Below are 21,207 nucleotides of genomic sequence, written 5' to 3' on the forward strand. Positions count from 1 at the left end.
ACCGCTTTAAAGACGCGGCTTTGGGCCTAGAATGGCCTGCAACTCAGGAGGACATTATGACCGACGCCATCAACCTTGCGGACAAGCTCGCGCAGTTCAAAGATCACTGGTCGCCCCATACCGTCGCGGCGTTTAACGGGTATGATGTAATGGTGGTAAAGGTCGAGGGCGCGTTCAATTGGCATTCTCACCCGGACACAGATGATTTCTTCCTCGTCCTGAAAGGAGAAATCGACATCGAGATGCCGGACCGGACCGTAAATTTGAAGGCAGGTGAGATGTTCATCGTGCCGAAAGGTGTCGAGCATCGCCCAGTAGCGAGGAACGAGGCACATATGCTGCTGATCGAGCCTAAGGGAACGCCCAACACAGGGGACCCGGCAACAGCCGCGCCGCGTAAGGAAATTTAAGCGCACATACAACACTCAACCGGGTGGTTAAGTTGACTTTCATCGTTACTCAACCATCCAGTTGAATCACACGGTGCATGTTTGATCATTTTTTCAGCATAACTTTCAATATGTTACGTAACTCACATCTGCTTGACTAAAAACCCCGTTCCACCTAGGTTCCGCTCAACCGTTCCAAGGAGCAGCCAGTGGCCGATCCGAACAAAACCGACCCGCTGAAGGATCTGGATAGCCGGATCAAAAAGGCGCAGGGGTATAAGGAACGCACCCGTGTCAGCAAGAAGCGCGACACGGCGGAATATACCGGGGCCGGGTTCGCTTGGCGTATGGTGATTGAGCTGACGGTGGCCATGGTGATTGGCCTGACGCTTGGCTACGGATTGGACGTGATCTTCGGAACGCTTCCGATCTTCCTGATGATCTTCGGGCTGTTTGGATTTGCAGCCGGGATCAAGACAGTGATGCGCTCGGCCCGCGAAATGCAGGCGCAGCGTGACAAGGCAAAGGGCCTCAATGCGGGCCACGCGGAGGACGCTCCGCAAGACGATAACACGCCCCCGACCACGTAAGGGGCAGGCAGAAGGACACGAAGGGCATGGCAGGGAAACCGGCGGACGGCGGCTTTAACATCCACCCGATGGACCAGTTCATCATCAACCCGCTCTTCGGGGACGGCGCTGTGTCGTGGTTCACCCCGACCAATATCGCGCTGTGGATGGGCCTGACGGTTCTCGCCATCACCCTCGTCATGGTCATTGGCTCGCGTGGCCGTGCCATCGTGCCGAGCCGGGCGCAGTCGGTCGCCGAGATTTTCTACGGGTTCACGCATGAGATGGTCGAAGACGTCGCCGGGCGCGAAGGGCTGAAATATTTCCCCTATGTGCTGACGGTGTTCCTCTTCATCCTCTTTGCAAACCTGCTCGCCCTCATCCCGATGAGCTTCACGCCGACAGCGCATATCGCGGTCACCGCCGTGCTTGCGCTCTTCGTCTTTGTCGGCGTGACCGCTATCGGTTTCATGAAACACGGTTTGGGCTTTCTCAAACTGTTCTGGGTGTCCTCGGCCCCCTTTGCGCTGCGCATCCCGCTCGCATTCATCGAGGTGATTTCCTACTTCGTGCGCCCCGTCAGCCACTCCATTCGTTTGGGCGGCAACCTGATGGCAGGCCACGCGGTTCTCAAGGTGTTCGCTGGCTTTGCCGGCGCACTGGGTCTGTTCGCGATCCTGCCGATCGGCGCGATGGTCGCAGTCTACGCGCTCGAGCTGCTCGTGGCATGTGTGCAGGCCTATGTATTCGCAATTCTCACTGTGGTGTATCTGAACGACGCACTGCATCCGGGACACTAACTTCCAAGCCAATAGGAGACGTATCATGGAAGGCAATATCGCAGAACTCGGTCAGTACCTCGGCGCTGGCCTCGCATCCATCGGCCTTGCAGGTGCTGGTATCGGTGTGGGTAACGTTGCAGGCTCGTTCCTGCAGGGCGCCCTGCGCAACCCGACCGCCGCTGGCGAGCAGACCGCGAACCTCTTCATCGGCATCGCCTTTGCGGAAGCTCTCGGCATCTTCTCCTTCCTGATCGCCCTTCTGCTGATGTTCGCTGTCTAATCACAGCGACCGGGGGCTTCGGCCCCCAACATCACCTAAGGGGCTCGCGCGGATCACGCGCGAGCCGCAGCTTTATCAGATAGGGGGATGACCATGGCTGGTCAAAAGGCAGATTTGCCGCAGATCGTGCTGGCTCAGGCCGAAGAGGCCGGTGACGCGGCACCCCAAAACGAAAACGCCGAAGCGGTTGTCGTTGACGATCATGGTGCCACCCCTGTAGCGGATGGTGATCATGGCGGCGAGACTTACACCGGGACCGGCGCAGACGGCTATGACGAGTCGGGCGGCATGCCGCAGCTCGATTTCGCGACATGGCCGAACCAGATTTTCTGGCTGCTGATCGCCCTCGCGGCGCTCTATTTCATCCTCAAGAATTTCGCGATCCCCCGGATTGGCGGCACGATTGAGGACCGTCATGGCGTGATCCAGCATGATCTCGACCAGGCGGCCGATTATCGCCGCAAGGCGGAGCAGGCGGAAGCCGCATATAAAGCCGCTCTGGCCGATGCCCGCACCGAGTCGCAGAAGATCGCGGACGAGAAGCGCGCCGAAATCCAGGACGAGATTGACGCAGAAATCGCCAAGGCGGATGCCGAGATCGCGGCCAAGACCTCCGAATCCGAAGCCCGTATCGCGGAGATCCGTGACAGCGCGCTGGAGAATGTGAACACCGTTGCCAAGGACACCGCGAAAGCGCTGATCGAAAGCCTCGGGCTCAACATCTCGGACGAAGACGTCAACACCGCCGTGCAGAAGCGCGTGGAGGGTTAAGGAATGGATTTTCTTTATAACACCGACATCGTCGTCCTCATCTCCTTCATCATCTTCGTGGGCATCCTGCTCGCGGCGAAGGTGCCGGCGAAGCTGACCGCCATGCTCGATGATCGTGCGGAAAAGATCCGTATCGAACTCAACGAGGCGCGGGAACTGCGCGAGGAAGCCCAGAAGATGCTGGCGCAATATGAGCGTCAGCAGAAGGACGTGCAGCGCGAGGCCGACGAGATCGTCGCCAAGGCCCGTGAGGATGCCGCTTACCAAGCCGAAAAGGCGAAAGCGGACCTCAAGGACAACATCGCGCGCCGCCTGAAAGCAGCGGAAGAGCAGATCAAGGCCGCCGAAGACGACGCCGTGCGCTCCGTGCGCAACCGCGCCGCCGAAGTGGCCGTGGAAGCGACTCGCGAGATCCTTGCGGCCAAGCTGCCCGGTGAGAAATCCGATGCGCTTATCAACGACGCCATCGGTCAGGTCGGCACCAAGCTGCACTAAGCGCAAGCTAATACCGTTTCAAAAAGCCGCCCTCCGGGGCGGTTTTTTCTTGCCCGAACATGCCGAATCATGTTCTGGGCGAATGATGATCTTCGCCTATGACCTCGCCCATTGGGCCGCCTTCTTCACGGCTGTTTTCTTTCTGAACCTGTCACCGGGTCCGGACACGGCTTTCGTGCTGTCGCGCACCTTGGGTGGCGGCCGGACGGCGGGTCTCTGGGCCATGAGTGGAACCATGACCGGCGCGCTTTTGCATGTTGTGATGGCGGTTCTCGGCCTCTCGGCGATCCTCGCCGCCTCCGCCACCGCCTTCACGGCGATCAAGATCATCGGCGCGCTCTATCTGATCTGGCTCGGCGTTCAGGCCCTGCGCACCGGCGGCGGCTTTCTGGCCAAGCGTGGCCCGGCGGAAAGCAATCCGTGGAAACTCTGGCGTCAGGCGCTGTTCGTGAATCTCATGAACCCCAAGGCCGTACTGTTCTTCCTGGTCTTTTTGCCGCAGTTCACCTCCCCCACCGCTGGCCCCGTGCCCGCGCAACTGCTCCTCCACGGCCTGATTCTCGTCGCCGTGAGCAGTGTCTTCTATCTCGGAATCGTGCTGCTGGCCGAACGCCTGACCGTCCTGCTCTCCCGCCGCCCCTCGGTCTCCACCTGGATCGACCGCACCCTCGGCGTGACCTTCATCGGCTTCGGCGCGAAACTGGCCCTCTCCCGCAGCTAATCTGCTTAGAATTTTTCTAAATACAGGTTTTTGCACAAAAAATTAAAACCTGACTAATTTTGTCATTGATTTCCCGACTGATTGTGTCAGGATACCCTCATGCGGCGGGTGCCGCCCAAGCTATGAGGACGTTATGACCTATCAGATCCACGACTTCACCACCGAGCGCCGCCCGGAGCCGCAAGCGCTCCCCTCCTATGACGCGCGGGAACTGACCGCTGGCGGGCCGCTCGCCAATATCGAGCTGGACGACAAGACCTACACGCTGCGCATCACCCGTCAGGGCAAGTTAATTCTCACGAAATAAGTCTTGCGCTGGAAATTCCGCTGGCCCTATCTGTGCGGTATGTTAGGGCAAACATAACGCGGGAGGACCAGCGCATGACCTATCTGATCGGAGTCGATGGCGGCGGCACGGGGTGCCGTGCGGTTGTGGCAAATGAAGAAGGCGACGTGCTTGGCAAGGGCCAGAGCGGGTCGGCCAACATCAACACCGATCTGGAAGGCTCCGCCAAGAACATCATGGCGGCGATTGACGCAGCCTTCGGCGATGCTGGTAAGACGCCCGATTACAAGAACAGCATCGCCGTGATGGGCCTCGCGGGCGCGAATCTCGGCGATTATCCCGAACTCCTCGGCCCCCGCCTGCCCTTTACCAGTCTCGAAATCGTCAATGATGGCCACACGGCCCATGACGGCGCACTCAATGGCGGCGACGGCACGCTGGCGATTGTCGGCACCGGGTCGATCTTTGCCCTGAAGCGGGATGGCGACATCACCACGATTGGCGGATGGGGGTTTGACGTGGGCGATCTGTCCTCCGGCGCGCGGCTCGGCCATCGGCTGCTTCAGGAAAGCCTGCTCGCCAATGACGGCGTGCGCCCGGAAACGCCGCTTTCCAAAGCGATCATCGCCCATTTCCACGGCGCCCAGGGCCTCGTGGCCTTCGCAAAACATGCGACGCCCGGCGATTACGGCACCTTCGCCCCGATGATTCTGGACCATGAAAAACAGGGCGATGCGCTCGCCGAAGAACTTGTTGCCTGGGCGCTCGCCGATCTCGACGCGGCGATTCGCACCTGCGTGGAGAAAGCCCCCGGCCCCGTGTCCTTCCTCGGTGGCCTCGGCAAGATTTTCGCGAAACGCCTGACGGGCTACGACATCGTCGAAGCCCACGGCACCGCCCTCGACGGCGCAATCCTCCGTGCGCAGCGGATGCTTTAAGCCTCAGACAATCGGCGCTTCCGCCGCCTGCTCGCTCTCGCCAAAAACGCGGCGATAGCGGGCGATCTCATCCGCTGGCCCGGTCGCTTTGGCCGGGTTGTCGGAAAGCTTCACCGTTGGCCGGCCATTCGCCGCCACCGCCTTACAGACCAGCGAGAACGGCGCGAGCGCGTCGTTTTCCGCGAGGCCCCGGAAATCATTCGTCAGCAGTGTCCCCCAACCGAAGCTGAGTTTGACCTTGTCGTTAAACGTCTCGTAAAGCTCGGTGATTTTATCCACACCGAGTCCGTCTGAGAAAATGATCCGCTTCTCCGCCGGGTCCTGTCCGCGGGCGTTCCAGAAATCAATCGCCATCTGCGCCCCCAGAACCGGATCCCCCGAATCGATCCGCACCCCGGTCCAATTGCTCAGCCAATCCGGCGCGTTTTCGAGGAAGTTTTTGGTGCCGTAAGTGTCCGGCAGCATGATCCGCAGATTGCCGTCATAATCAGCGTGCCAGTCCTCCAGAACCTTGTAGGGCGCGCGGGCCAGCTCTTCGTCGCTATCCGCCAGCGCGGCGGTGACCATGGGCAATTCATGCGCATTGGTCCCGATCGCCTCGACCTCCTGCCGCATGGCGATAAGGCAGTTTGATGTGCCGCTGAAGCGCGGACCGAGCCCCTCGATCATCGCCTGCACACACCAGTCCTGCCACAGGAAGCTGTGGCGGCGGCGCGTGCCGAAATCCGCGATGTTGAGATCCTCAAGCTTCTGCAACGCCTCGATTTTCTCCCATACGCGGGTCATGGCTCGGGCGTAGAGCACCTGCAATTCAAAGCGGCCCATATCGTTGAGGACCGTCCGCGCGCGCAGTTCCATGATGATCGCCAAAGCCGGGATTTCCCACATCATCGCCTCGGCCCAATTGCCCTCGAAACGGAGCGAAAACTGGTCGCCGTCGCGGCTCAGTTCGTAATCGGGGAATCGGAAATTCTCCAGCCAGTCGATGAAGTCCGGCTGGAACATGAAGCGGCGGCCATAAAACGTGTTGCCGCGCAGCCAGGTGCTTTCGCCGCGCGAGAGTTTCAGGCCGCGCACATGGTCGAGTTGCGCCCGAAGCTCGCCCTCGTCGATAATCTCGGCCAGCGGAATGTCCTTGCTGCGGTTGATGAGCGCAAATTCGACCCGCACGTCGGGGTGGTGCCGGTAAACCGACTGGCACATCAGTAGCTTATAGAAATCCGTGTCGATCACGGACCGCACAATCGGGTCGATGGCCCAGCGATGGTTGTAAACGCGGGTCGCAATATCTGTCATGTGTCGTTTCCTGTACCGATTTGGGCCATGAAGTCGATGAAAACGCGGAGTTTCGGGAGGATATGCCGCCCGGCGGGCCAGACGATCTGGATCGGATAGGCGCCGGTGATCTCATTTGGCAGGACGCGCACCAGCTTGCCCGCCGCGATATTTTTGGCAACGGCGAAATCCGGGAGCGAAGCGATCCCGGCCCCGTCCACCGCCGCGCGCATGACCGATGCGCCATTGTTGAGCGTGAGCCGCGGGCTTTCGAGCCGATGCACCGCCTCGGTGCCATCTTTCCGTCGAAACCGCCAGATCGCCGCGCCCGACGGGCTGTGACGGATCGGCTGATGATCGGCAAGATCGGCGACCGTCTCCGGCGTACCCGCCCGCGCGAGATAATCGGGGCTGGCAACCAGCACGACCTCCATCTCGCCAATCCGCCGCGACAACAGGCTGCTATCGGGCAGATCACCGATGCGGATCGCCGCATCAAACCCGCCCTCGACGATATCCACCACGCGGTTGTCGAGCTCAAAGGTCAGATTGATCCGCGGATAACGCTCCAGAAATTCGCCAAGATGCGGCGAGAGGACCATCTCCACATAATCCACCGGCGCGGAGAGGATCAGCGAGCCGACCGGCTCGTCGCTGAGCGCCAGCACGGCTTCATCCGCGCTTTCCGTCGCTTGAAGGATCGCACGGGCGCGTTCGAAATAGAGATAGCCCGCCTCGGTCGGGTTCACCTTGCGGGTCGTGCGGTTCAGCATCCGCACGCCGAGCCGCTTTTCGAGGGCCGCGATATGTTTGGAGATCGCCGATTTGGACACATCCAGCGCCGACGCGGCACCAGTGAAACCGCCCTGCTCGACCACGGCGACAAAGGCGCGCATTTCGGCGAGACGGTCCATCAGCCCTTGGCCGCGACGGGAATATTGTCGATCAGCCGCACATCGCCGAGCCACGCAGCGACCAGCAAACGCCCCGGCGCGTCGGCGGCGCTCATCGGCACGAGGTCAGAAGCGCGGCGCAATTCGAGATATTCGACATTGCGGAACCCGGCGGCTTCAATCGCCTGCATCGACTCCGGCAAAATCGACGTATCCGCCCCGGCCGTCAGCTTCTCGCCGGTCTCCCGCAGGATGCGATTCATCTGCGGCGCAATCGCCCGTTCTTCATCTGATAGCCGCCGGTTGCGCGAGGAGAGCGCCAACCCATCCTCGGCCCGCGCAATCGGCCCCGGCACAATCTCGACGGGAATATTCAGATCGGCGACAAGGCGGCGGATCACGGCAAGCTGCTGGAAATCCTTCTCCCCGAACAGCGCCTTATCCGCGCCCGATTGCAGCAACAGCTTGCTCACCACCGTCGCGACGCCATCGAAGTGACCGGGGCGGTTTGCACCGCAAAGTCCTTCGGACGGCCCCTCAACATGCACCGTCGTCGCAAAGCCGTGCGGATACATCGCCGCGCCATTCGGAACATAAAGCAGATCGCAGCCCTCATCCGCCAGCATCTTCGCGTCATCCTCAAGCGTCTGGGGATAGGCCGCAAAGTCATCGGGATCATTGAACTGCGTCGGGTTCACGAAGACCGAGGCGACGACCTTGTCCGCCACCTCACGGGCAAGCCGCACCAGCCCCAAATGCCCCTCATGGAGCGCGCCCATGGTCGGCACCAGCGCGACCACATCGCCGTCCCGCTGCCACGCAAGAACCTGCGCTTTCAGCGTCTCCGGAGTCTGGACCTGCTGCATCAATTGTCCTTGAAAATCTGCGCATCGCCGGGGAAGCGGCGGTGGCGCACATCATCGGCATATTGGCCGAGCGCTTCGCTGACCTGCTGGCCAAGTTCGGCGTAAACCTTCACGAATTTCGGGCGGAAATCGTCGAAGAGACCCAGCATATCGGCGGTCACGAGGATCTGCCCGTCGCAATCCGCCGAAGCGCCGATGCCGATGGTGGGGATCGAAATGGTCTCGGTGATCTCCCGCGAGAGCGACGCCGTGACTTTTTCCAGCACAACCGCGAACGCACCCGCCTCCTCAACCGCGCGCGCGTCGGCCAGAACCTTGTCCCGCGCCTCGCCGCGGCCCTGCACCCGATAACCACCGAGGGCGTGAACCGTCTGCGGCGTCAGCCCGATATGCGCCATCACCGGAATGCCGCGCTCGGTCAGGAACTTGATCGTCGGGGCCATCACCTCGCCGCCTTCGAGCTTGATCGCCTCACAGCCGGTTTCCGCCATGAGCCGCGCCGCGTTCTCCAGCGCCTTCTCCTTGCTGCCCTCATAGGCGCCAAAGGGCAGATCCACGACCATGAGCGGCCGGGTCAGCTTGCGCCGTACGGCCTGCCCGTGAAGGATCATCATCTCCATGGTCACGCCCACTGTCGTGTCGAGCCCATGGACAACCATCCCGAGACTGTCGCCGACAAGCACAATATCGCAGTGGTCATTGACCAATGCAGCCAGCGGCGCGGTATAGGCGGTCAGGCACACCAGCGGCGTGCCGCCCTTCGCGGCCTGAATATCCGGCAAGCGGATCGGTCTTTGCTGTCCCTCTTTCGACATGACGGGCTCCTTGAAAGCGGCATTCCATTGTGAATGCCGCGCAAAGACCGGAAAAGCAAGGGGATGCGGGCTTTAGCAGCTCCGCAGTTGCAGCTCGTAATTCACCGCCTGCGCCGCCACGCCGCGCGCGACCGGCGGCAGCCAGCTCTTGCGCAGATAGCTCTTGTTGCGGAACCCGGTATTGCCCTCGTGATAGGCGAGATACTGGTTATAGGCGTCCCATTTCGGGATGCCGTTGATCCGCTCAGTGCGGTCCATATACCAGCCCATGAAATCAATCGCGTCGGAGAACCGGGTGCGCGAGGCACCGCGGCGGCCCGCCTGCTGCACATATTCGTCCCATGTCCCGTCCAGCGCCTGCGAATAGCCAAGCGCGGAGGAGCGGCGGCCCATCGGGATAAACCCGAGCGCATATTTATGCGGCGGCCGCGCGTCACCGACGAATTTGCTTTCCTGCCAGATGGTTGCGAGCTGCACATGCACCGGGACCCCCCAGCGACGCTCATTGCGCTCCAGCGCGGAGAACCAGTGCGGACGCTCACGCTTCATCACACAGGCATTCGAGACGCTGCTCGGCGGCGATTCCACACCGGACCCGCAGGACCCCAAAAATGCGACTAAAAACAGCGCGAGAAAACGCTTCATCCACATACTCTGCCTCATCATCATTGCAGCCATCTTCGCGGCTTTCTGATCTTCTTTCTAACCAATTTTAAGCGGAAAGTTAAGCACCGAAGCAAGCTCGGCGTGTCACCGCTTACAAAATGAAGCGCGGAAAAACAGTTTCCTTGCCCTAGAAATATGTTACCAGAGCCGCTTGAAATGATAAGTTAATGCTAAGTAACTAAGAGTCGGTATGTTGGGTAAGACCGCGAAATATATGATTGGTCAGGTCGTTAAGCACCGTATGCACCCGTTTCGCGGGGTGATTTTCGATGTGGATCCCAGCTTTTCGAACACTGAAGACTGGTGGAATGCGATTCCTGAGGAGCAGCGTCCGTCCAAGGATCAGCCCTTTTATCACCTCTTCGCCGAGAACGACTCAAGTTATTACATCGCCTATGTCTCGGAACAGAATCTCGTGCCCGACGACAGCGGCACGCCGGTCGAGCATCCCGATGTGACGGAGATGTTCGATACGATTGAGGACGGTCTCTACCGCGCGGATGTGCGGCTGCATTAATCCGTGATCGGCGCGGCCTTCGCTTCCGAAAATCCTGCTTGATCAAGCCGTTCCAGCGTCGCGACCAGGCGGTCGGTTTCCGGGATGATCAGCATACGCGTGATTTTCCCCCAGCGGATCCAGACGACATGAACGCCGTTCGTCACCGAACGCACATCATCGGCGGCGCGGTTTTCCTCGCTCCACTCGACGACGGCCATGGTGTCCCAGGGCATCCCTCTGACGGCCACGCGGTTTACCGTGAAACGAATTTCCGGTAGCAGCCGAAACAGCCGCTGATACCATGCCCGCGTGGCCGTCATCGTGTGCCGCGCTCCACCAAGCGCGTGCTCACCAAAGAAACGATGCTCGAACTGATCCGCAAACCCGTCGAAAATAGGCTCCATACGCCCCCGGCTGATCTCACCAAAAAGCACACGGATCTTTTTTTCGACGATGCTATGATACATTTTAAGCCTAATCCTTTGATCTTGCGTGTTTCGCGCGATATCAAGTTCAATAAGAAAACTATCATGACCCTATGAAACGATCAAGCTTTAAAGATTTCTACTGTTCGCTCGCGCAAGCCCTTGAAAAAATGGGGGATTGGTGGACGCCGCTTATTATCCGCGATCTCTATTTCGGGATTAACCGCTTCGATGCGCTGATCGAGGATCTCGGCATGTCACGCAACCTTCTCGCCGCACGGCTCAAACATCTCACCGAAGAAGGGCTGATCGCACGGCAAAGTGATGGCGGCCGGATCACCTATGCGCTTACCAAGGCGGGCGAAGAGCTGGTCCCGATCCTCGCCGCGCTGACCGCTTGGGGCGACAAATGGGCCACGCCGCCGGACGGCACGCCGCTCCTTTTTGGTCATGAAGGGTGCTGCGAGGTGATGACGCCGACCGTCTGTTGCGGGGAATGCCGCCAGCCGCTGACCGCGCAAAATGTGATGCCTCAACCCGGCCCCGGAGCGAAAACAGCGCCCGGCACGCAGATCCTCGCCCAGCTTGGTGAGGCTGACGCGCAATAAAAAAGGGGCGCGGAACGCCCCCTTTTCTTTCGTTTGATCTCTGCACTTAAGCGTGGATCGCACCGGTGCCGCAAGCCAGAGCCGCCTCGCGGACCGCTTCCGAATAGGTCGGGTGCGCGTGGCAGGTCATAGCGATATCCTCCGCCGCCGCGCCAAATTCCATGGCGACGCAAACCTCGTGGATGAGATCGCCCGCGCCCGGCCCGATGATGTGACAGCCAAGCACGCGGTCCGTCTCTTTATCGACCAGCATCTTCACGAACCCATCCGTGGACAGGTTTGCCTTCGCACGGCCATTGCCCAGGAAGGGGAATTTGCCGACGCGGTATTCGCGGCCCTCTTCCTTCAGCTCTTCCTCGGTCTTGCCGACCGCAGCCACCTCGGGATGCGTGTAGATCACGCCCGGAATGACGCCGTAATTCACATGGCCATGCTTACCAGCAATATGGTCCGCCACGGCGACGCCTTCATCCTCGGCCTTGTGGGCGAGCATCGGGCCGGTCGTCACGTCGCCGATCACCCAGATCCCGTCCACATTGGTCTTGCCGCCGTCGGATTTCACCTGCCCGCGGTCGGTCATCTCGACGCCAAGTTTGTCGAGGCCGAGATTGTCGGTGAAAGGACGGCGGCCGGTCGCGACGAGAACCTTATCCGCCTCGATGGTCTCTTCCTTGTCGCCCTTCTTGTAGGTGACCTTCGCGCCCTTGTCGGTCGTCTCGACACCCGACACCGCCGCGCCCATGACGAATTTGAAGCCCTGCTTTTCCAGCAGCTTCTTGAAGTTCTTCTGCACTTCGCCGTCCATGCCCGGCGTGACGTGGTCGAGATATTCCAGCACGGTCACATCTGCACCGAGGCGCTTGTAAACCGAGCCAAGCTCTAGCCCGATCACGCCCGCACCGATCACGACCATCTTCTCGGGGATCTTGTCGAGTTCCAGCGCGCCAGTCGAGCTGACCACGGTTTTCTCGTCAATCTCCACACCCTTCAGGGTCGCCACATCCGAGCCCGTCGCGATCACGATATTCTTCGCCTTATGCGTCTCGTCGCCGACCTTCACTTCGCCCTTGCCGGTGATCTCGCCCCAGCCCTTGAGCCAGTCGATCTTGTTCTTCTTGAAGAGAAATTCGATGCCCTGCGTGTTGCCTTTGATGACGGACTGTTTGTAGTCCAGCATCTTCGCCCAATCGACCTTGGGCTTATCGACCATCAGGCCCATCTTCTCGAAGTTATGCTCGCTCTCATGCAGCATTTCGGTCGCGTGAAGCAGGGCCTTGGAGGGAATACAGCCGACGTTCAGACAGGTGCCGCCAAGCGCCTCGCGCCCTTCCACACAAGCCACCTTGAGGCCGTTCTGTGCCGCCCGGATCGCGCAGACATAGCCGCCCGGGCCGCCGCCGATTACGATAACGTCATATTCTGCCATAATTCTCTCCAATCCTTGGCGTCTTGCCGCCTAGTTAACGCCTCAGGCGCAGGGTATAAAGCCGTTGGTAGCGTAAACATCCAGATAATTGCGCATGATCTGCCCTCAGGTGCCAATCGCCGCACCGCTCGGTGCGGTCTCTGGCTCTTCGGTCTCACCCGACGGCGGCGCGCCAACCGGGCCCTCCACCTCAAACCGCCATGTGTGGTGAAAAACGTCCCGCAGGATCGCCCGTGTCACGCCGTCCGGCCCTTCGGCGGGTGGCTCCACAACCTCGGAGCCCGCCTCCGCCGTGCGGCGGATCAGCGCGTTGAGATCATCGCCATTCTCGATAACGACACGGCTCTCCGGATCCTGCCCCGGCCCTTCGATAAAATCGAGCGGCTGATCGAAAAGCCAAACGGTGCCGTCCTTCTCGCGTCCGCCCATGATCTCGCAATACCATGCGCCCGCCTCTTCGGGCGACGTCTCGCCAAGAAAGATCTGGATCGGCTGCGCCATGTCGCCTCCTCCGCGCTTTGCCAAAGGCTAGCAATGCGCGGCGGCAGCGGCAATCTCAAAGCAAGGCGCAGAGATAGAGCAGCATGGTTGCGCCGAATCCGACGAACCAGATGATCGAGCGGCCCGGACGCCAGCCATAGGCATAGGCCGGGACGTAGAGGATGCGCGCGAGCAGATAGGCCCATGCGAGCAGCGCCGTAAACGCCGTCGATTGCCCAGACAGCCCAACCAAAAGCGCAGCGGGTGCAAAGAGGGTCAGCCCTTCGAAATGGTTCTCCAGCGCCCGGCGCAGACGCCCGGTCGTCACGGACATCTCCTTGCTCGGCTCCCGGTCGCGGGCGGACATGGTGTAGCCCGGCCCAAGCTCGCGGTTCGCAGGCACGGCCATCAGCACAAACTGGATCCCTTGCAGAAGTCCCGCAAGGGCCAGCACCGTCAGTTCAGCGGTCATAGTCACTCCGTAATCGTGATCGGCGTGCCGTCCGGCACATGCTGCCAGATTTCCAGCATCTCATCGCTCTGCACGGCGATGCAGCCTTCGGTCCAGTCAATCGCGCCGCCAAGGGCGCTTTTCACCGTCGCATAGCCATTCGGCGCCCCGTGGATCATGATCATATCCCCCGGATCACGCCCTTCGGCCTGCGCCAGTGCGATGTCATTCGCATCCGGGTAGGAAATGTGAAGGCTGAGGTAATATTGCGAGTTCGGGTTGCGCCAATCGATGATGTAGTTCCCCACGGGCGTCTTGCTGTCGCCGCGCTCCATCTTGTGCCCGACCGGGTTTTTCCCCAATCCAACCTCATAGGACCGGATGACATTACCATCACGCCAAAGCAGAAGCTGCCGATCGCTCTTGTCGATGGTCACATAATCGGCCCGCAATTCCGGCGCCACCAGCGGCGGGCCAACATCTTCTTGCGGAGGTCCGCCACAGCCAATGAGAACGGCGGCTACGGCCATAAGGGATAAGAATTTACGCATCGATACACCTGTGTCTGCCATGGGTCTGCGCCCGTTTTTTAAGATTTAAAGCATGAATCGATGGCAGATGGAACCAAAATGCCGCAGGCGGGCGCGTCGCGTTAAGCGGTTTCCAGAAAATAATGCTGCGATCCCGAGACACCCGCCGCCTTGGTGACCAGCTCCATCTCCCCCGAGAGATACGCCTCCGCCTTGCCCTTGTCGGACACGCGGTAAAGCGCCAGAACCCGGCTCCCGCCCGCTTCTTTCCAGATCTGCATGGTGCTGATCCCCGCATGGCTGCGGTTCTCCTCCCCATCATCATGGGCCGATTTGAAGGCGTCGTAGCCGCTGGCGTCGAAAATCACGAGAAGCTGCATGGGGGTGTCCTTTAAGGTTATCGGTCAGAAAGCAGGAGACGGCCGCCGAAAAGCGTAAACAAACCGGCGGTGCCGTGACGGAGATAGCTTTGCGTTTTCGGCCTCACGAGCAGGCTACGGAGTCCCGCGGCGAGCAGGCCGTAGATCACAAACACTGCGAAGGTCATGCCCATGAAAACGAGACTCATCGCGGCGAGTTGCGGGCCGTGCGGCAGCGCCGGGTTGAGGAATTGCGGCAGGAAGGCGAGGAAGAAAATCGACAGTTTCGGGTTCAGGATGTTGATGAGAAACCCGGTCCGCGCGATGCGCATCGGGGCGATCTCCACGTCGCGGGAGAAGCTGATCGGTCCCCGGTCCTGCCACGTCTGCCATGCGAGATAGAGCAGATAGGCCGCCCCGGCATAGCGCAGGATCGTGTAGACAATCGCCCCGCCGTGGAGCAGCGCCGAGAGGCCGAGAAACGCCGCGAGGATCGCCGGAACGATCCCAAGCGTGCAGCCAACGGACGCCCAAAACGCTGCCCTCCGCCCTCGGGCCAGCGCCGTCGTCAGCGTATAGATCACCCCGGTTCCGGGGATCAGCACGACCACAAAAGCCGCGATCAGAAATTCGATGGACATCGGGCACCTCCGCCCTCATTGAGCGCGGGCGCGGCTCTTCAAGTCAACAAAAAAGCCCGCGCGATGGCTCGCACGGGCTGATCTTGGCGTATGGCCGTGGATCAGAGATCCATCAAGAGTCGGCGCGGATCTTCCAGCGCCTCTTTCACGCGGACGAGGAAGGTCACTGCGCCTTTGCCGTCCACGATGCGGTGATCGTAGGAAAGCGCGAGATACATCATCGGGCGGATGACGATTTCGCCGCCTTCAACCATCGGGCGCTCCTGGATCTTGTGCATCCCGAGGATCCCCGACTGCGGCGGGTTCAGGATCGGCGAGGACATCAGGGAGCCATACACACCCCCATTCGAGATGGTGAATGTGCCGCCCTGCATGTCGGCCATGGAAAGCTTGCCGTCGCGGCCTTTCTTACCAAGCTCGCCGATCTCTTTCTCGATCGCAGCGAAGCTCTTCTGATCCGCATCTTTCACAACCGGGACGACAAGGCCCGACGGCGTGCCAACGGCGATGCCCATATTGACGTAGTTTTTGTAAACCACATCGGTGCCGTCGATCTCCGCATTCACTTCCGGCACTTCTTTGAGCGCATGGCAGCAAGCCTTGGTGAAGAAGGACATGAAGCCGAGTTTCACGCCATGTTTCTTCTCGAACTGGTCCTTGAACTCGTTCCGCAGATCCATGATGCCGCTCATATCCGCCTCGTTATAGGTGGTGAGCATGGCGGCGGTGTTCTGCGCCTCTTTCAGACGGCGGGCGATGGTCTGGCGCAGACGGGTCATCTTGACGCGCTCTTCGCGGTCGGCCTGATCGGCGGAGGTCGGCGCAGCGGCGGCTTTCGGCGCGGATGCCCCGGCCTGTGCCTTCTGCACGTCTTCCTTCATCACGCGGCCATCCTTGCCGGAGCCTTTGACCGAAGCAATATCAACGCCTTTTTCCGCCGCGGCTTTCTTGGCCGAAGGCGCGTCCTCGACATCTTTTTTGGCGGAGCCGGACGCCGCCGAAACGCTGTCTTTCGAGTCCTCTTTCGGAGCCGATTTCGACGCGCCGCCCGTCGCGCCCTTCTCGATCTTGCCGAGAACGCCGCCCGCTTCGACCGTCTCGCCCTGCTTCACAGCCTGCTCGGAGAGCACGCCCGCCGCAGGGGCCGGCACCTCGACGGACACCTTGTCGGTTTCAAGCTCACAGATGATCTCATCCGCCTCGACCTGATCGCCGGGCTGCTTCATCCACGAGCCAACAGTCGCTTCGGTCACGGACTCGCCAAGGGACGGAACCGGGATCTCGATCATCTCGCCCGAGCCGCCACCGCTGTGCTCGGCATCTTCCGCTTCCTGTTCTTTCTTGGTTGCGGCGCTGTCCTCATCGCTGCGCTTGGCGGTCTCTTCAGGACCCGCCTGACCCGCGCCGTCTTTCTCGCCGGTGCTGGCGCCATCACCCGCACCGATATTGGCAAGCAGCGCATCAACGCCTACGGTCTCGCCTTCCTGTGCGACGATCTCTTCGAGAACGCCAGCCGCAGGCGCGGGAACCTCGACGGTCACCTTGTCGGTTTCCAGCTCGCACAGCATCTCATCGGCTTCCACCTTGTCGCCGGGCTTCTTGAACCAGGTCGCAACGGTGGCTTCTGTGACGCTTTCGCCGAGCGTAGGTACACGAACTTCTGTCATCATTTTTTCCCTTCAATCGTCAGCGCCTCATCGACCAGCGCCTGTTGCTGTTTCTTATGCGTGCTGGCAAGGCCCGTTGCGGGCGAGGCCGCCGCCGGACGGCCCACATAGCGCGCCCGTTTCGTCTCGTTTCCGGCCTGATCGAGCACCCATTCGATATTCGGCTCGACAAAGAACCAGGCCCCCTGGTTTTTCGGCTCTTCCTGACACCAGACGACGTCTGCCTTTTTGAAGCGCGTCATCTCTTCGGTCAGCGACTTGCTCGGGAACGGGTAGAACTGCTCCAGACGCAGCAGATACACATCGTCGATCCCGCGCGAATCCCGCTCTTCGAGCAGGTCGTAATAGACCTTGCCCGAGCAGATCACGACGCGCTTGATCTCCCCATCCGGTTTCAGATCCGTCTCCGACTGGCCGCCGTAATTCTTGTCCGCGTCATCCCAAAGGATCCGGTGGAAGGAACTGCCGGTCGCCATGTCCTCAAGGGTCGAGGTCGCCAGCTTGTGACGCAGCAGCGATTTCGGCGTCATCAGCACCAGCGGCTTACGGAAACTGCGCACCATCTGGCGGCGCAGCGCGTGGAAATAGTTGGCCGGGGTGGTCAGGTTCGCAACGATCCAGTTGTCTCCCGCACACATCTGGAGGAAGCGCTCTAGACGAGCGGAACTGTGCTCCGGCCCCTGCCCTTCGAACCCATGCGGCAGCAGCATCGTCAGACCCGACATCCGCAGCCATTTCGCCTCACCCGAGGAGATGAACTGGTCGAACATGATCTGCGCGCCATTGGCAAAATCGCCGAACTGCGCTTCCCAGAGGACAAGCGCATTCGGCTCGGCCAGCGAGTAGCCATATTCGAAGCCCAGAACGGCATATTCCGAAAGCATCGAGTCGATCACTTCATAATGCGCGGTCACGCCGGGGATATTGTTGAGCGGGTAATATTTCTGCTCGGTCACCTGATCGATGATGCCCGAATGCCGCTGCGAGAACGTCCCGCGCGTGCTGTCCTGCCCCGACAGGCGCACCGGGTAGCCATCCGCCATCAGCGTGCCGAACGCCAGCGCCTCGGCGGTCGCCCAATCGATCCCCTTACCGGTCTCGATCATCTCGGCCTTGTTTTTCAGCAGACGCTGCACCGTTTTGTGGACGTTGTGGCTCTCCGGCACATTGACCAGCGCTTCGCCCACTTTCTTGAGCTGCTCCATCGGCGCGGCGGTCTTGCCCCGCTGATATTTGCCGGAATGCTTCTTCATCCCCGACCAGCGACCATCCAGCCAATCCGCCTTGTTCGGCTTGAACTCTTCACCCGCTTCGAACTCTTCGGAGAGCAGTTTCTGGAAGCTGTCCTGCATCTCCTTGATCTCGCTCTCGGGCATCAGGCCCTCTTTCACGAGACGTTCGGAATAGAGCTGCAAGGTCGTCTTGTGCTGCTTGATGGTCTTATACATCTGCGGCTGGGTGAACATGGGCTCGTCGCCCTCGTTATGCCCGTTGCGGCGATAGCAGAACATGTCGATCACGACATCCTTGTGGAACTTCTGGCGGAACTCCGTCGCCACCTTGGCCGCATGGACCACAGCTTCGGGATCGTCGCCATTCACATGGAAAATCGGCGCTTCCACCATCAGCGCAATATCCGTCGGATAGGGCGAGGAGCGCGAATAACGCGGGCTGGTGGTGAAGCCGATCTGGTTGTTCACGACGATATGGATCGTCCCGCCCGTGCGGTGACCCGAGAGGCCCGAAAGACCGAAGCCCTCCGCCACAACCCCCTGCCCCGCAAAGGCCGCATCGCCGTGGAGCAGCACGCCCGCAACCTTGGTGCGTTCCGTGTCGGCCTTCTGGTCCTGCTTGGCGCGGACCTTGCCGAGAACGACCGGGTTCACCGCCTCAAGGTGCGACGGGTTTGCCGTCAGCGAGAGGTGGACCGTGTTGTCGTCAAACTCACGATCCGACGAGGTGCCGAGGTGATATTTCACATCGCCCGAGCCATCCACGTCTTCCGGCTTGAAGCTGCCGCCCTGAAACTCGTTGAAGATCGCGCGGTAAGGCTTGCCCATCACATTGGCCAGAACCGAGAGGCGCCCGCGGTGCGGCATCCCGATCACGACCTCCTCAAGGCCAAGGCTCCCACCCCGCTTGATGATTTGCTCCATCGCCGGGATGAGGCTCTCGCCGCCATCGAGGCCGAAACGCTTGGTGCCGGTGTATTTGACATGCAGGAACTTCTCGAAGCCCTCCGCCTCGATCAGCTTGTTCAGGATCGCCTTGCGGCCCTGTTTGGTAAACTCGATTTCCTTGCCAAGCCCCTCGATCCGCTCCTTGAGCCAAGCGCTCTCTTCAGGGTTCGAGATATGCATGAATTGCAGCGCGAAGGTGCCGCAATAGGTGCGCTTCAAGAGCGTGACGATCTCCGCCATCGTCGCGGTTTCAAGGCCGAGGACGTTGTCGATAAAGATCGGGCGGTGCATGTCCGCTTCGGCAAAGCCGTAAGTGCGCGGGTCGAGTTCCGGGTGGTTCTCATCGTTGACGATGCCGAGCGGGTCGAGATTGGCCGCAAGATGCCCCCGGATCCGGTAAGCCCGGATCAGCATCAGCGCGCGCAGGCTGTCCAGCACCGCGCCGCGAACGCTTTTCGGATCCACGTCCTTGCCAAGCTCTTTCGCCTTGCCGGCAATCTTCTCGGCGACCTTGGCTTCCGGGTCATCACCCCACTGCCCGTCTAGCGCGGCAATCCACTCTTCCTTCGGCGCCGGCGGCCAGTCCGAACGCTGCCAGCTCGGGCCCGCGGCCTCTGCCGTCACATCCGCCGGGCGATCCTCAAGCTGGCGGAAAAATTCATGCCAGCTTTTGTCCACCCCATCCGGGTCGTCGACATATTTGGCATAAAGCTGCTCCACATAGGCCGCATTATGCCCCTGTAGAAATGAACTTTCATGGAATTGGTCATTCGAAGATTGGTCGTTCATGTCTTTTCTCTCTTTCCCGCTACCGCTGATCTCGCGTCGCTCGCTGCCTCAAACGTCCTTCGCCAGCCCTAGCCTTCGTTTTACCTTATATTTCAGTTTTCTCATCTTCATGTTGCGAATGTCTCCATGGGTCGGCGCCCCCTGCTCCGGCGCATCGGCCAACGGCATTTTTTGATCGATACGATACTGAAAACGCTCGAAATCCTCTGCGTAGACCTCGCTAACCATATCGCGCAATTCTTGCGACGGCACAGGCTTCTCACCCTTGGCTTTTGCGGTGTTGATGCTGTCCACAATCCGCATGTCATTCGCGCCGCCCTCTATCGCATCCAGCCATGGGATGATCGCATTCACCCCATGCTCCAGATAGAAAACCTTCGCGCCCGGCGGCACGAACAGCGTCTGCGGCACCAGATGATTGTCATACTGAAACGGCGTTTCGTCCTTGCTCTCGATCCAGCGCGCGAACCAGTTTTCGATGGTCAGCGACGGGTCGATCATCCGCTCCACATCCCGCTGAAACTGATAAGCGGAAATCAGGCGCGACAAGGGATTGCGCACCACCGTAAAGCTGCCGGCGATCCAATCGGCGGGGATAAGCCGCGTCAGATCCTTGTAAGTCACATGCTGCGCCGAGGTTTTCGTCCAGCGATGCGGCTCCCTCCGCGCCATGTAATGCGGGTCGTTAAACCCGATCTCGCCGAAGCGCTCATAGAGGTAAACCTTCACGGACGACCCCGCACATTTCGGCACATGCGCGTAATAATACAGCTTATCCTGAACCTTGAAGAGCGGCATCAGCTGGCCCCCTCTTCAGCGCGGGTGTCTTGGGCCAACGCATCGCGCGCCTCACGCGGCATCGGACCAAAGCGGTTGTCGTCCGGCTCCGAGCGGCGGATCAGCAAAACGAGAAGCCAGATGGCGCAGCCGAATATCGCAAGCAGCGCCACAGGGATGAGCGTCATCATCAGCGTTTCCCCGATCAGGAACGCGTCGCTCACGCCCGGCAGATTGAACCCGATGAAGACAAGCAAAAAGGTGAAGGGAATCGCCAGGAAGGGAAACCAGCCAAGCATGAGCAGCCACCAGCCGGATTTGCCGATATCATGCAACCGGCGCACACCGGCGGAGATGCAGGCGATCAGGAAAATCAGCGACACGAAGCTGGTCACGGGACCGTCGCCATAGCCATAAGAGATCGACTCGCTCTGCCCCGTCACATTGCCTTGCATGTCGTAAGTCGTCGTCGCGGTCTCCGTCACCGACGGCCCGATGATCGCACTTTCCACTGTCCCGATCGCGGCCAAAATCAGATAGGTCGCCAGCACGAACCACCAATATTCAGACCGGCTCGCCCGCCCCGAAAAGGTGACGAACTTCCGCATACAGGTTTTGAAGGCTTCAAA

At 60.4% G+C, this 21,207-nt stretch carries 27 protein-coding genes; 11 read left to right on the plus strand and 16 right to left on the minus strand.

All coding sequences use genetic code 11. The features are described 5' to 3' along the window. Positions 1-56 precede the first annotated feature (56 nt). The 9 genes from ACMA5I_RS08735 (at position 57) to ACMA5I_RS08775 (ending at position 5,231) form a co-directional block, all read left to right on the plus strand. On the plus strand, positions 57-410 hold the full coding sequence (locus ACMA5I_RS08735) for a cupin domain-containing protein (protein ID WP_525885873.1): 354 nt from the start codon (positions 57-59) through the stop codon (positions 408-410). Positions 411-598: 188 nt separating this feature from the next. Continuing rightward, positions 599-979: an AtpZ/AtpI family protein gene (locus ACMA5I_RS08740; RefSeq protein ID WP_525885874.1), complete on the plus strand. Its 381-nt coding sequence runs from the start codon at positions 599-601 to the stop codon at positions 977-979. Between the two features lie 26 nt (positions 980-1,005). Continuing rightward, positions 1,006-1,758, plus strand: a complete 753-nt coding sequence (locus ACMA5I_RS08745) for a F0F1 ATP synthase subunit A (RefSeq protein WP_525885875.1) — start codon at positions 1,006-1,008, stop codon at positions 1,756-1,758. Positions 1,759-1,783: 25 nt separating this feature from the next. Continuing rightward, positions 1,784-2,020 carry a F0F1 ATP synthase subunit C gene (locus ACMA5I_RS08750; protein ID WP_525885876.1) on the plus strand — a complete coding sequence of 79 codons (237 nt, stop codon included), beginning with the start codon at positions 1,784-1,786 and terminating at the stop codon, positions 2,018-2,020. Positions 2,021-2,113: 93 nt separating this feature from the next. After that, the gene (locus tag ACMA5I_RS08755; RefSeq protein ID WP_525885877.1) at positions 2,114-2,791 is read left to right on the plus strand and encodes a F0F1 ATP synthase subunit B'; all 678 of its coding nucleotides are present in this window, start codon (positions 2,114-2,116) and stop codon (positions 2,789-2,791) included. A gap of 3 nt (positions 2,792-2,794) precedes the next feature. Next, entirely contained in the window at positions 2,795-3,286 is a 492-nt protein-coding gene (locus ACMA5I_RS08760) for a F0F1 ATP synthase subunit B (RefSeq protein ID WP_525885878.1), read from the plus strand. 82 nt (positions 3,287-3,368) lie between these two features. Beyond that, positions 3,369-4,007 (plus strand): LysE family translocator, encoded by a 639-nt coding sequence (locus tag ACMA5I_RS08765; protein WP_525885879.1) that lies wholly within the window; start codon positions 3,369-3,371, stop codon positions 4,005-4,007. A gap of 133 nt (positions 4,008-4,140) precedes the next feature. Beyond that, positions 4,141-4,314 (plus strand): hemin uptake protein HemP, encoded by a 174-nt coding sequence (gene hemP / locus ACMA5I_RS08770; RefSeq protein WP_525885880.1) that lies wholly within the window; start codon positions 4,141-4,143, stop codon positions 4,312-4,314. Positions 4,315-4,388: 74 nt separating this feature from the next. Next, positions 4,389-5,231, plus strand: coding sequence for a glucosamine kinase nucleotide-binding domain-containing protein (locus ACMA5I_RS08775; RefSeq protein ID WP_525885881.1), 843 nt, complete (start codon positions 4,389-4,391; stop codon positions 5,229-5,231). 3 nt (positions 5,232-5,234) lie between these two features. On the opposite strand, the gene pncB is transcribed toward ACMA5I_RS08775, so the two are convergent. The 5 genes from pncB to ACMA5I_RS08800 all read right to left on the minus strand — a co-directional run bounded on the left by pncB (position 5,235) and on the right by ACMA5I_RS08800 (position 9,725). Beyond that, positions 5,235-6,527 carry a nicotinate phosphoribosyltransferase gene (pncB, locus tag ACMA5I_RS08780; protein WP_525885882.1) on the minus strand — a complete coding sequence of 431 codons (1,293 nt, stop codon included), beginning with the start codon at positions 6,525-6,527 and terminating at the stop codon, positions 5,235-5,237. After that, positions 6,524-7,420, minus strand: coding sequence for a LysR family transcriptional regulator (locus ACMA5I_RS08785; protein ID WP_525885883.1), 897 nt, complete (start codon positions 7,418-7,420; stop codon positions 6,524-6,526). The genes pncB and ACMA5I_RS08785 overlap by 4 nt, the downstream gene beginning before the upstream one ends. Beyond that, positions 7,420-8,265: a pantoate--beta-alanine ligase gene (gene panC, locus ACMA5I_RS08790; protein WP_525885884.1), complete on the minus strand. Its 846-nt coding sequence runs from the start codon at positions 8,263-8,265 to the stop codon at positions 7,420-7,422. Before panC ends, ACMA5I_RS08785 begins: the two co-directional genes overlap by 1 nt. Continuing rightward, positions 8,265-9,080, minus strand: a complete 816-nt coding sequence (gene panB, locus ACMA5I_RS08795) for a 3-methyl-2-oxobutanoate hydroxymethyltransferase (RefSeq protein WP_525885885.1) — start codon at positions 9,078-9,080, stop codon at positions 8,265-8,267. The genes panC and panB overlap by 1 nt, the downstream gene beginning before the upstream one ends. A 72-nt stretch (positions 9,081-9,152) precedes the next feature. Continuing rightward, entirely contained in the window at positions 9,153-9,725 is a 573-nt protein-coding gene (locus ACMA5I_RS08800; protein ID WP_525885886.1) for a transglycosylase SLT domain-containing protein, read from the minus strand. A gap of 211 nt (positions 9,726-9,936) precedes the next feature. Between ACMA5I_RS08800 and hspQ the strand changes: the two genes are divergently transcribed. Next, a complete protein-coding gene (hspQ, locus tag ACMA5I_RS08805; RefSeq protein WP_525885887.1) occupies positions 9,937-10,263 on the plus strand; it encodes a heat shock protein HspQ in 327 nt (108 codons plus the stop codon). On the opposite strand, the gene ACMA5I_RS08810 is transcribed toward hspQ, so the two are convergent. Continuing rightward, positions 10,260-10,712 carry a nuclear transport factor 2 family protein gene (locus ACMA5I_RS08810; RefSeq protein WP_525885888.1) on the minus strand — a complete coding sequence of 151 codons (453 nt, stop codon included), beginning with the start codon at positions 10,710-10,712 and terminating at the stop codon, positions 10,260-10,262. The genes hspQ and ACMA5I_RS08810 overlap by 4 nt on opposite strands. 128 nt (positions 10,713-10,840) lie before the next feature. Here ACMA5I_RS08810 and ACMA5I_RS08815 point away from each other — a divergent pair, with 128 nt between their 5' ends. After that, positions 10,841-11,278 carry a winged helix-turn-helix transcriptional regulator gene (locus ACMA5I_RS08815; RefSeq protein WP_525885889.1) on the plus strand — a complete coding sequence of 146 codons (438 nt, stop codon included), beginning with the start codon at positions 10,841-10,843 and terminating at the stop codon, positions 11,276-11,278. A gap of 46 nt (positions 11,279-11,324) precedes the next feature. On the opposite strand, the gene lpdA is transcribed toward ACMA5I_RS08815, so the two are convergent. From lpdA to ACMA5I_RS08865, 10 genes are all read right to left on the minus strand, one after another. Beyond that, positions 11,325-12,704, minus strand: coding sequence for a dihydrolipoyl dehydrogenase (gene lpdA, locus ACMA5I_RS08820; protein ID WP_525885890.1), 1,380 nt, complete (start codon positions 12,702-12,704; stop codon positions 11,325-11,327). A 105-nt stretch (positions 12,705-12,809) separates the two neighbouring features. Beyond that, positions 12,810-13,205 (minus strand): VOC family protein, encoded by a 396-nt coding sequence (locus tag ACMA5I_RS08825; protein ID WP_525885891.1) that lies wholly within the window; start codon positions 13,203-13,205, stop codon positions 12,810-12,812. A gap of 55 nt (positions 13,206-13,260) precedes the next feature. Further along, the gene (locus ACMA5I_RS08830) at positions 13,261-13,656 is read right to left on the minus strand and encodes an MAPEG family protein (RefSeq protein WP_525885892.1); all 396 of its coding nucleotides are present in this window, start codon (positions 13,654-13,656) and stop codon (positions 13,261-13,263) included. Between the two features lie 2 nt (positions 13,657-13,658). Further along, the gene (locus ACMA5I_RS08835; protein ID WP_525885893.1) at positions 13,659-14,165 is read right to left on the minus strand and encodes a L,D-transpeptidase family protein; all 507 of its coding nucleotides are present in this window, start codon (positions 14,163-14,165) and stop codon (positions 13,659-13,661) included. A gap of 122 nt (positions 14,166-14,287) precedes the next feature. Continuing rightward, positions 14,288-14,545: a hypothetical protein gene (locus ACMA5I_RS08840; protein WP_525885894.1), complete on the minus strand. Its 258-nt coding sequence runs from the start codon at positions 14,543-14,545 to the stop codon at positions 14,288-14,290. A 17-nt stretch (positions 14,546-14,562) separates the two neighbouring features. Further along, positions 14,563-15,165 carry a LysE family translocator gene (locus ACMA5I_RS08845; RefSeq protein ID WP_525885895.1) on the minus strand — a complete coding sequence of 201 codons (603 nt, stop codon included), beginning with the start codon at positions 15,163-15,165 and terminating at the stop codon, positions 14,563-14,565. A 101-nt stretch (positions 15,166-15,266) separates the two neighbouring features. Continuing rightward, entirely contained in the window at positions 15,267-16,835 is a 1,569-nt protein-coding gene (odhB, locus tag ACMA5I_RS08850) for a 2-oxoglutarate dehydrogenase complex dihydrolipoyllysine-residue succinyltransferase (protein WP_525885896.1), read from the minus strand. Further along, entirely contained in the window at positions 16,832-19,801 is a 2,970-nt protein-coding gene (locus tag ACMA5I_RS08855) for a 2-oxoglutarate dehydrogenase E1 component (protein WP_525885897.1), read from the minus strand. Before ACMA5I_RS08855 ends, odhB begins: the two co-directional genes overlap by 4 nt. A 48-nt stretch (positions 19,802-19,849) precedes the next feature. Beyond that, positions 19,850-20,599, minus strand: a complete 750-nt coding sequence (locus tag ACMA5I_RS08860; protein WP_525885898.1) for a sulfotransferase family 2 domain-containing protein — start codon at positions 20,597-20,599, stop codon at positions 19,850-19,852. Then, positions 20,599-21,186 (minus strand): DUF805 domain-containing protein, encoded by a 588-nt coding sequence (locus ACMA5I_RS08865; RefSeq protein ID WP_525885899.1) that lies wholly within the window; start codon positions 21,184-21,186, stop codon positions 20,599-20,601. The genes ACMA5I_RS08860 and ACMA5I_RS08865 overlap by 1 nt, the downstream gene beginning before the upstream one ends. Between the last annotated feature and the right edge of the window lie 21 nt (positions 21,187-21,207).

This window comes from Jujubicoccus corallicola, from assembly GCF_047345645.1.
Lineage (GTDB): Bacteria > Pseudomonadota > Alphaproteobacteria > Rhodobacterales > Rhodobacteraceae > JBLEFH01.

Excerpts from the sequence above, each read along its gene's own strand:
- ACMA5I_RS08845 (WP_525885895.1), bottom strand. The coding sequence starts at position 15,165 with ATGTCCATCGAATTTCTGATCGCGGCTTTTGTGGTCGTGCTGATCCCC.
- ACMA5I_RS08750 (WP_525885876.1), top strand. The coding sequence starts at position 1,784 with ATGGAAGGCAATATCGCAGAACTCGGTCAGTACCTCGGCGCTGGCCTC.
- ACMA5I_RS08745 (WP_525885875.1), top strand. The coding sequence starts at position 1,006 with ATGGCAGGGAAACCGGCGGACGGCGGCTTTAACATCCACCCGATGGAC.
- ACMA5I_RS08775 (WP_525885881.1), top strand. The coding sequence starts at position 4,389 with ATGACCTATCTGATCGGAGTCGATGGCGGCGGCACGGGGTGCCGTGCG.
- ACMA5I_RS08840 (WP_525885894.1), bottom strand. The coding sequence starts at position 14,545 with ATGCAGCTTCTCGTGATTTTCGACGCCAGCGGCTACGACGCCTTCAAA.
- ACMA5I_RS08825 (WP_525885891.1), bottom strand. The coding sequence starts at position 13,205 with ATGGCGCAGCCGATCCAGATCTTTCTTGGCGAGACGTCGCCCGAAGAG.
- ACMA5I_RS08765 (WP_525885879.1), top strand. The coding sequence starts at position 3,369 with ATGATGATCTTCGCCTATGACCTCGCCCATTGGGCCGCCTTCTTCACG.
- ACMA5I_RS08830 (WP_525885892.1), bottom strand. The coding sequence starts at position 13,656 with ATGACCGCTGAACTGACGGTGCTGGCCCTTGCGGGACTTCTGCAAGGG.
- hspQ (WP_525885887.1), top strand. The coding sequence starts at position 9,937 with ATGTTGGGTAAGACCGCGAAATATATGATTGGTCAGGTCGTTAAGCAC.
- ACMA5I_RS08810 (WP_525885888.1), bottom strand. The coding sequence starts at position 10,712 with ATGTATCATAGCATCGTCGAAAAAAAGATCCGTGTGCTTTTTGGTGAG.
- ACMA5I_RS08755 (WP_525885877.1), top strand. The coding sequence starts at position 2,114 with ATGGCTGGTCAAAAGGCAGATTTGCCGCAGATCGTGCTGGCTCAGGCC.
- ACMA5I_RS08835 (WP_525885893.1), bottom strand. The coding sequence starts at position 14,165 with ATGGCCGTAGCCGCCGTTCTCATTGGCTGTGGCGGACCTCCGCAAGAA.
- ACMA5I_RS08760 (WP_525885878.1), top strand. The coding sequence starts at position 2,795 with ATGGATTTTCTTTATAACACCGACATCGTCGTCCTCATCTCCTTCATC.
- panC (WP_525885884.1), bottom strand. The coding sequence starts at position 8,265 with ATGCAGCAGGTCCAGACTCCGGAGACGCTGAAAGCGCAGGTTCTTGCG.
- pncB (WP_525885882.1), bottom strand. The coding sequence starts at position 6,527 with ATGACAGATATTGCGACCCGCGTTTACAACCATCGCTGGGCCATCGAC.
- ACMA5I_RS08735 (WP_525885873.1), top strand. The coding sequence starts at position 57 with ATGACCGACGCCATCAACCTTGCGGACAAGCTCGCGCAGTTCAAAGAT.
- ACMA5I_RS08815 (WP_525885889.1), top strand. The coding sequence starts at position 10,841 with ATGGGGGATTGGTGGACGCCGCTTATTATCCGCGATCTCTATTTCGGG.
- ACMA5I_RS08785 (WP_525885883.1), bottom strand. The coding sequence starts at position 7,420 with ATGGACCGTCTCGCCGAAATGCGCGCCTTTGTCGCCGTGGTCGAGCAG.
- ACMA5I_RS08860 (WP_525885898.1), bottom strand. The coding sequence starts at position 20,599 with ATGCCGCTCTTCAAGGTTCAGGATAAGCTGTATTATTACGCGCATGTG.
- ACMA5I_RS08865 (WP_525885899.1), bottom strand. The coding sequence starts at position 21,186 with ATGCGGAAGTTCGTCACCTTTTCGGGGCGGGCGAGCCGGTCTGAATAT.
- lpdA (WP_525885890.1), bottom strand. The coding sequence starts at position 12,704 with ATGGCAGAATATGACGTTATCGTAATCGGCGGCGGCCCGGGCGGCTAT.
- panB (WP_525885885.1), bottom strand. The coding sequence starts at position 9,080 with ATGTCGAAAGAGGGACAGCAAAGACCGATCCGCTTGCCGGATATTCAG.
- hemP (WP_525885880.1), top strand. The coding sequence starts at position 4,141 with ATGACCTATCAGATCCACGACTTCACCACCGAGCGCCGCCCGGAGCCG.
- ACMA5I_RS08855 (WP_525885897.1), bottom strand. The coding sequence starts at position 19,801 with ATGAACGACCAATCTTCGAATGACCAATTCCATGAAAGTTCATTTCTA.
- ACMA5I_RS08800 (WP_525885886.1), bottom strand. The coding sequence starts at position 9,725 with ATGAAGCGTTTTCTCGCGCTGTTTTTAGTCGCATTTTTGGGGTCCTGC.
- odhB (WP_525885896.1), bottom strand. The coding sequence starts at position 16,835 with ATGATGACAGAAGTTCGTGTACCTACGCTCGGCGAAAGCGTCACAGAA.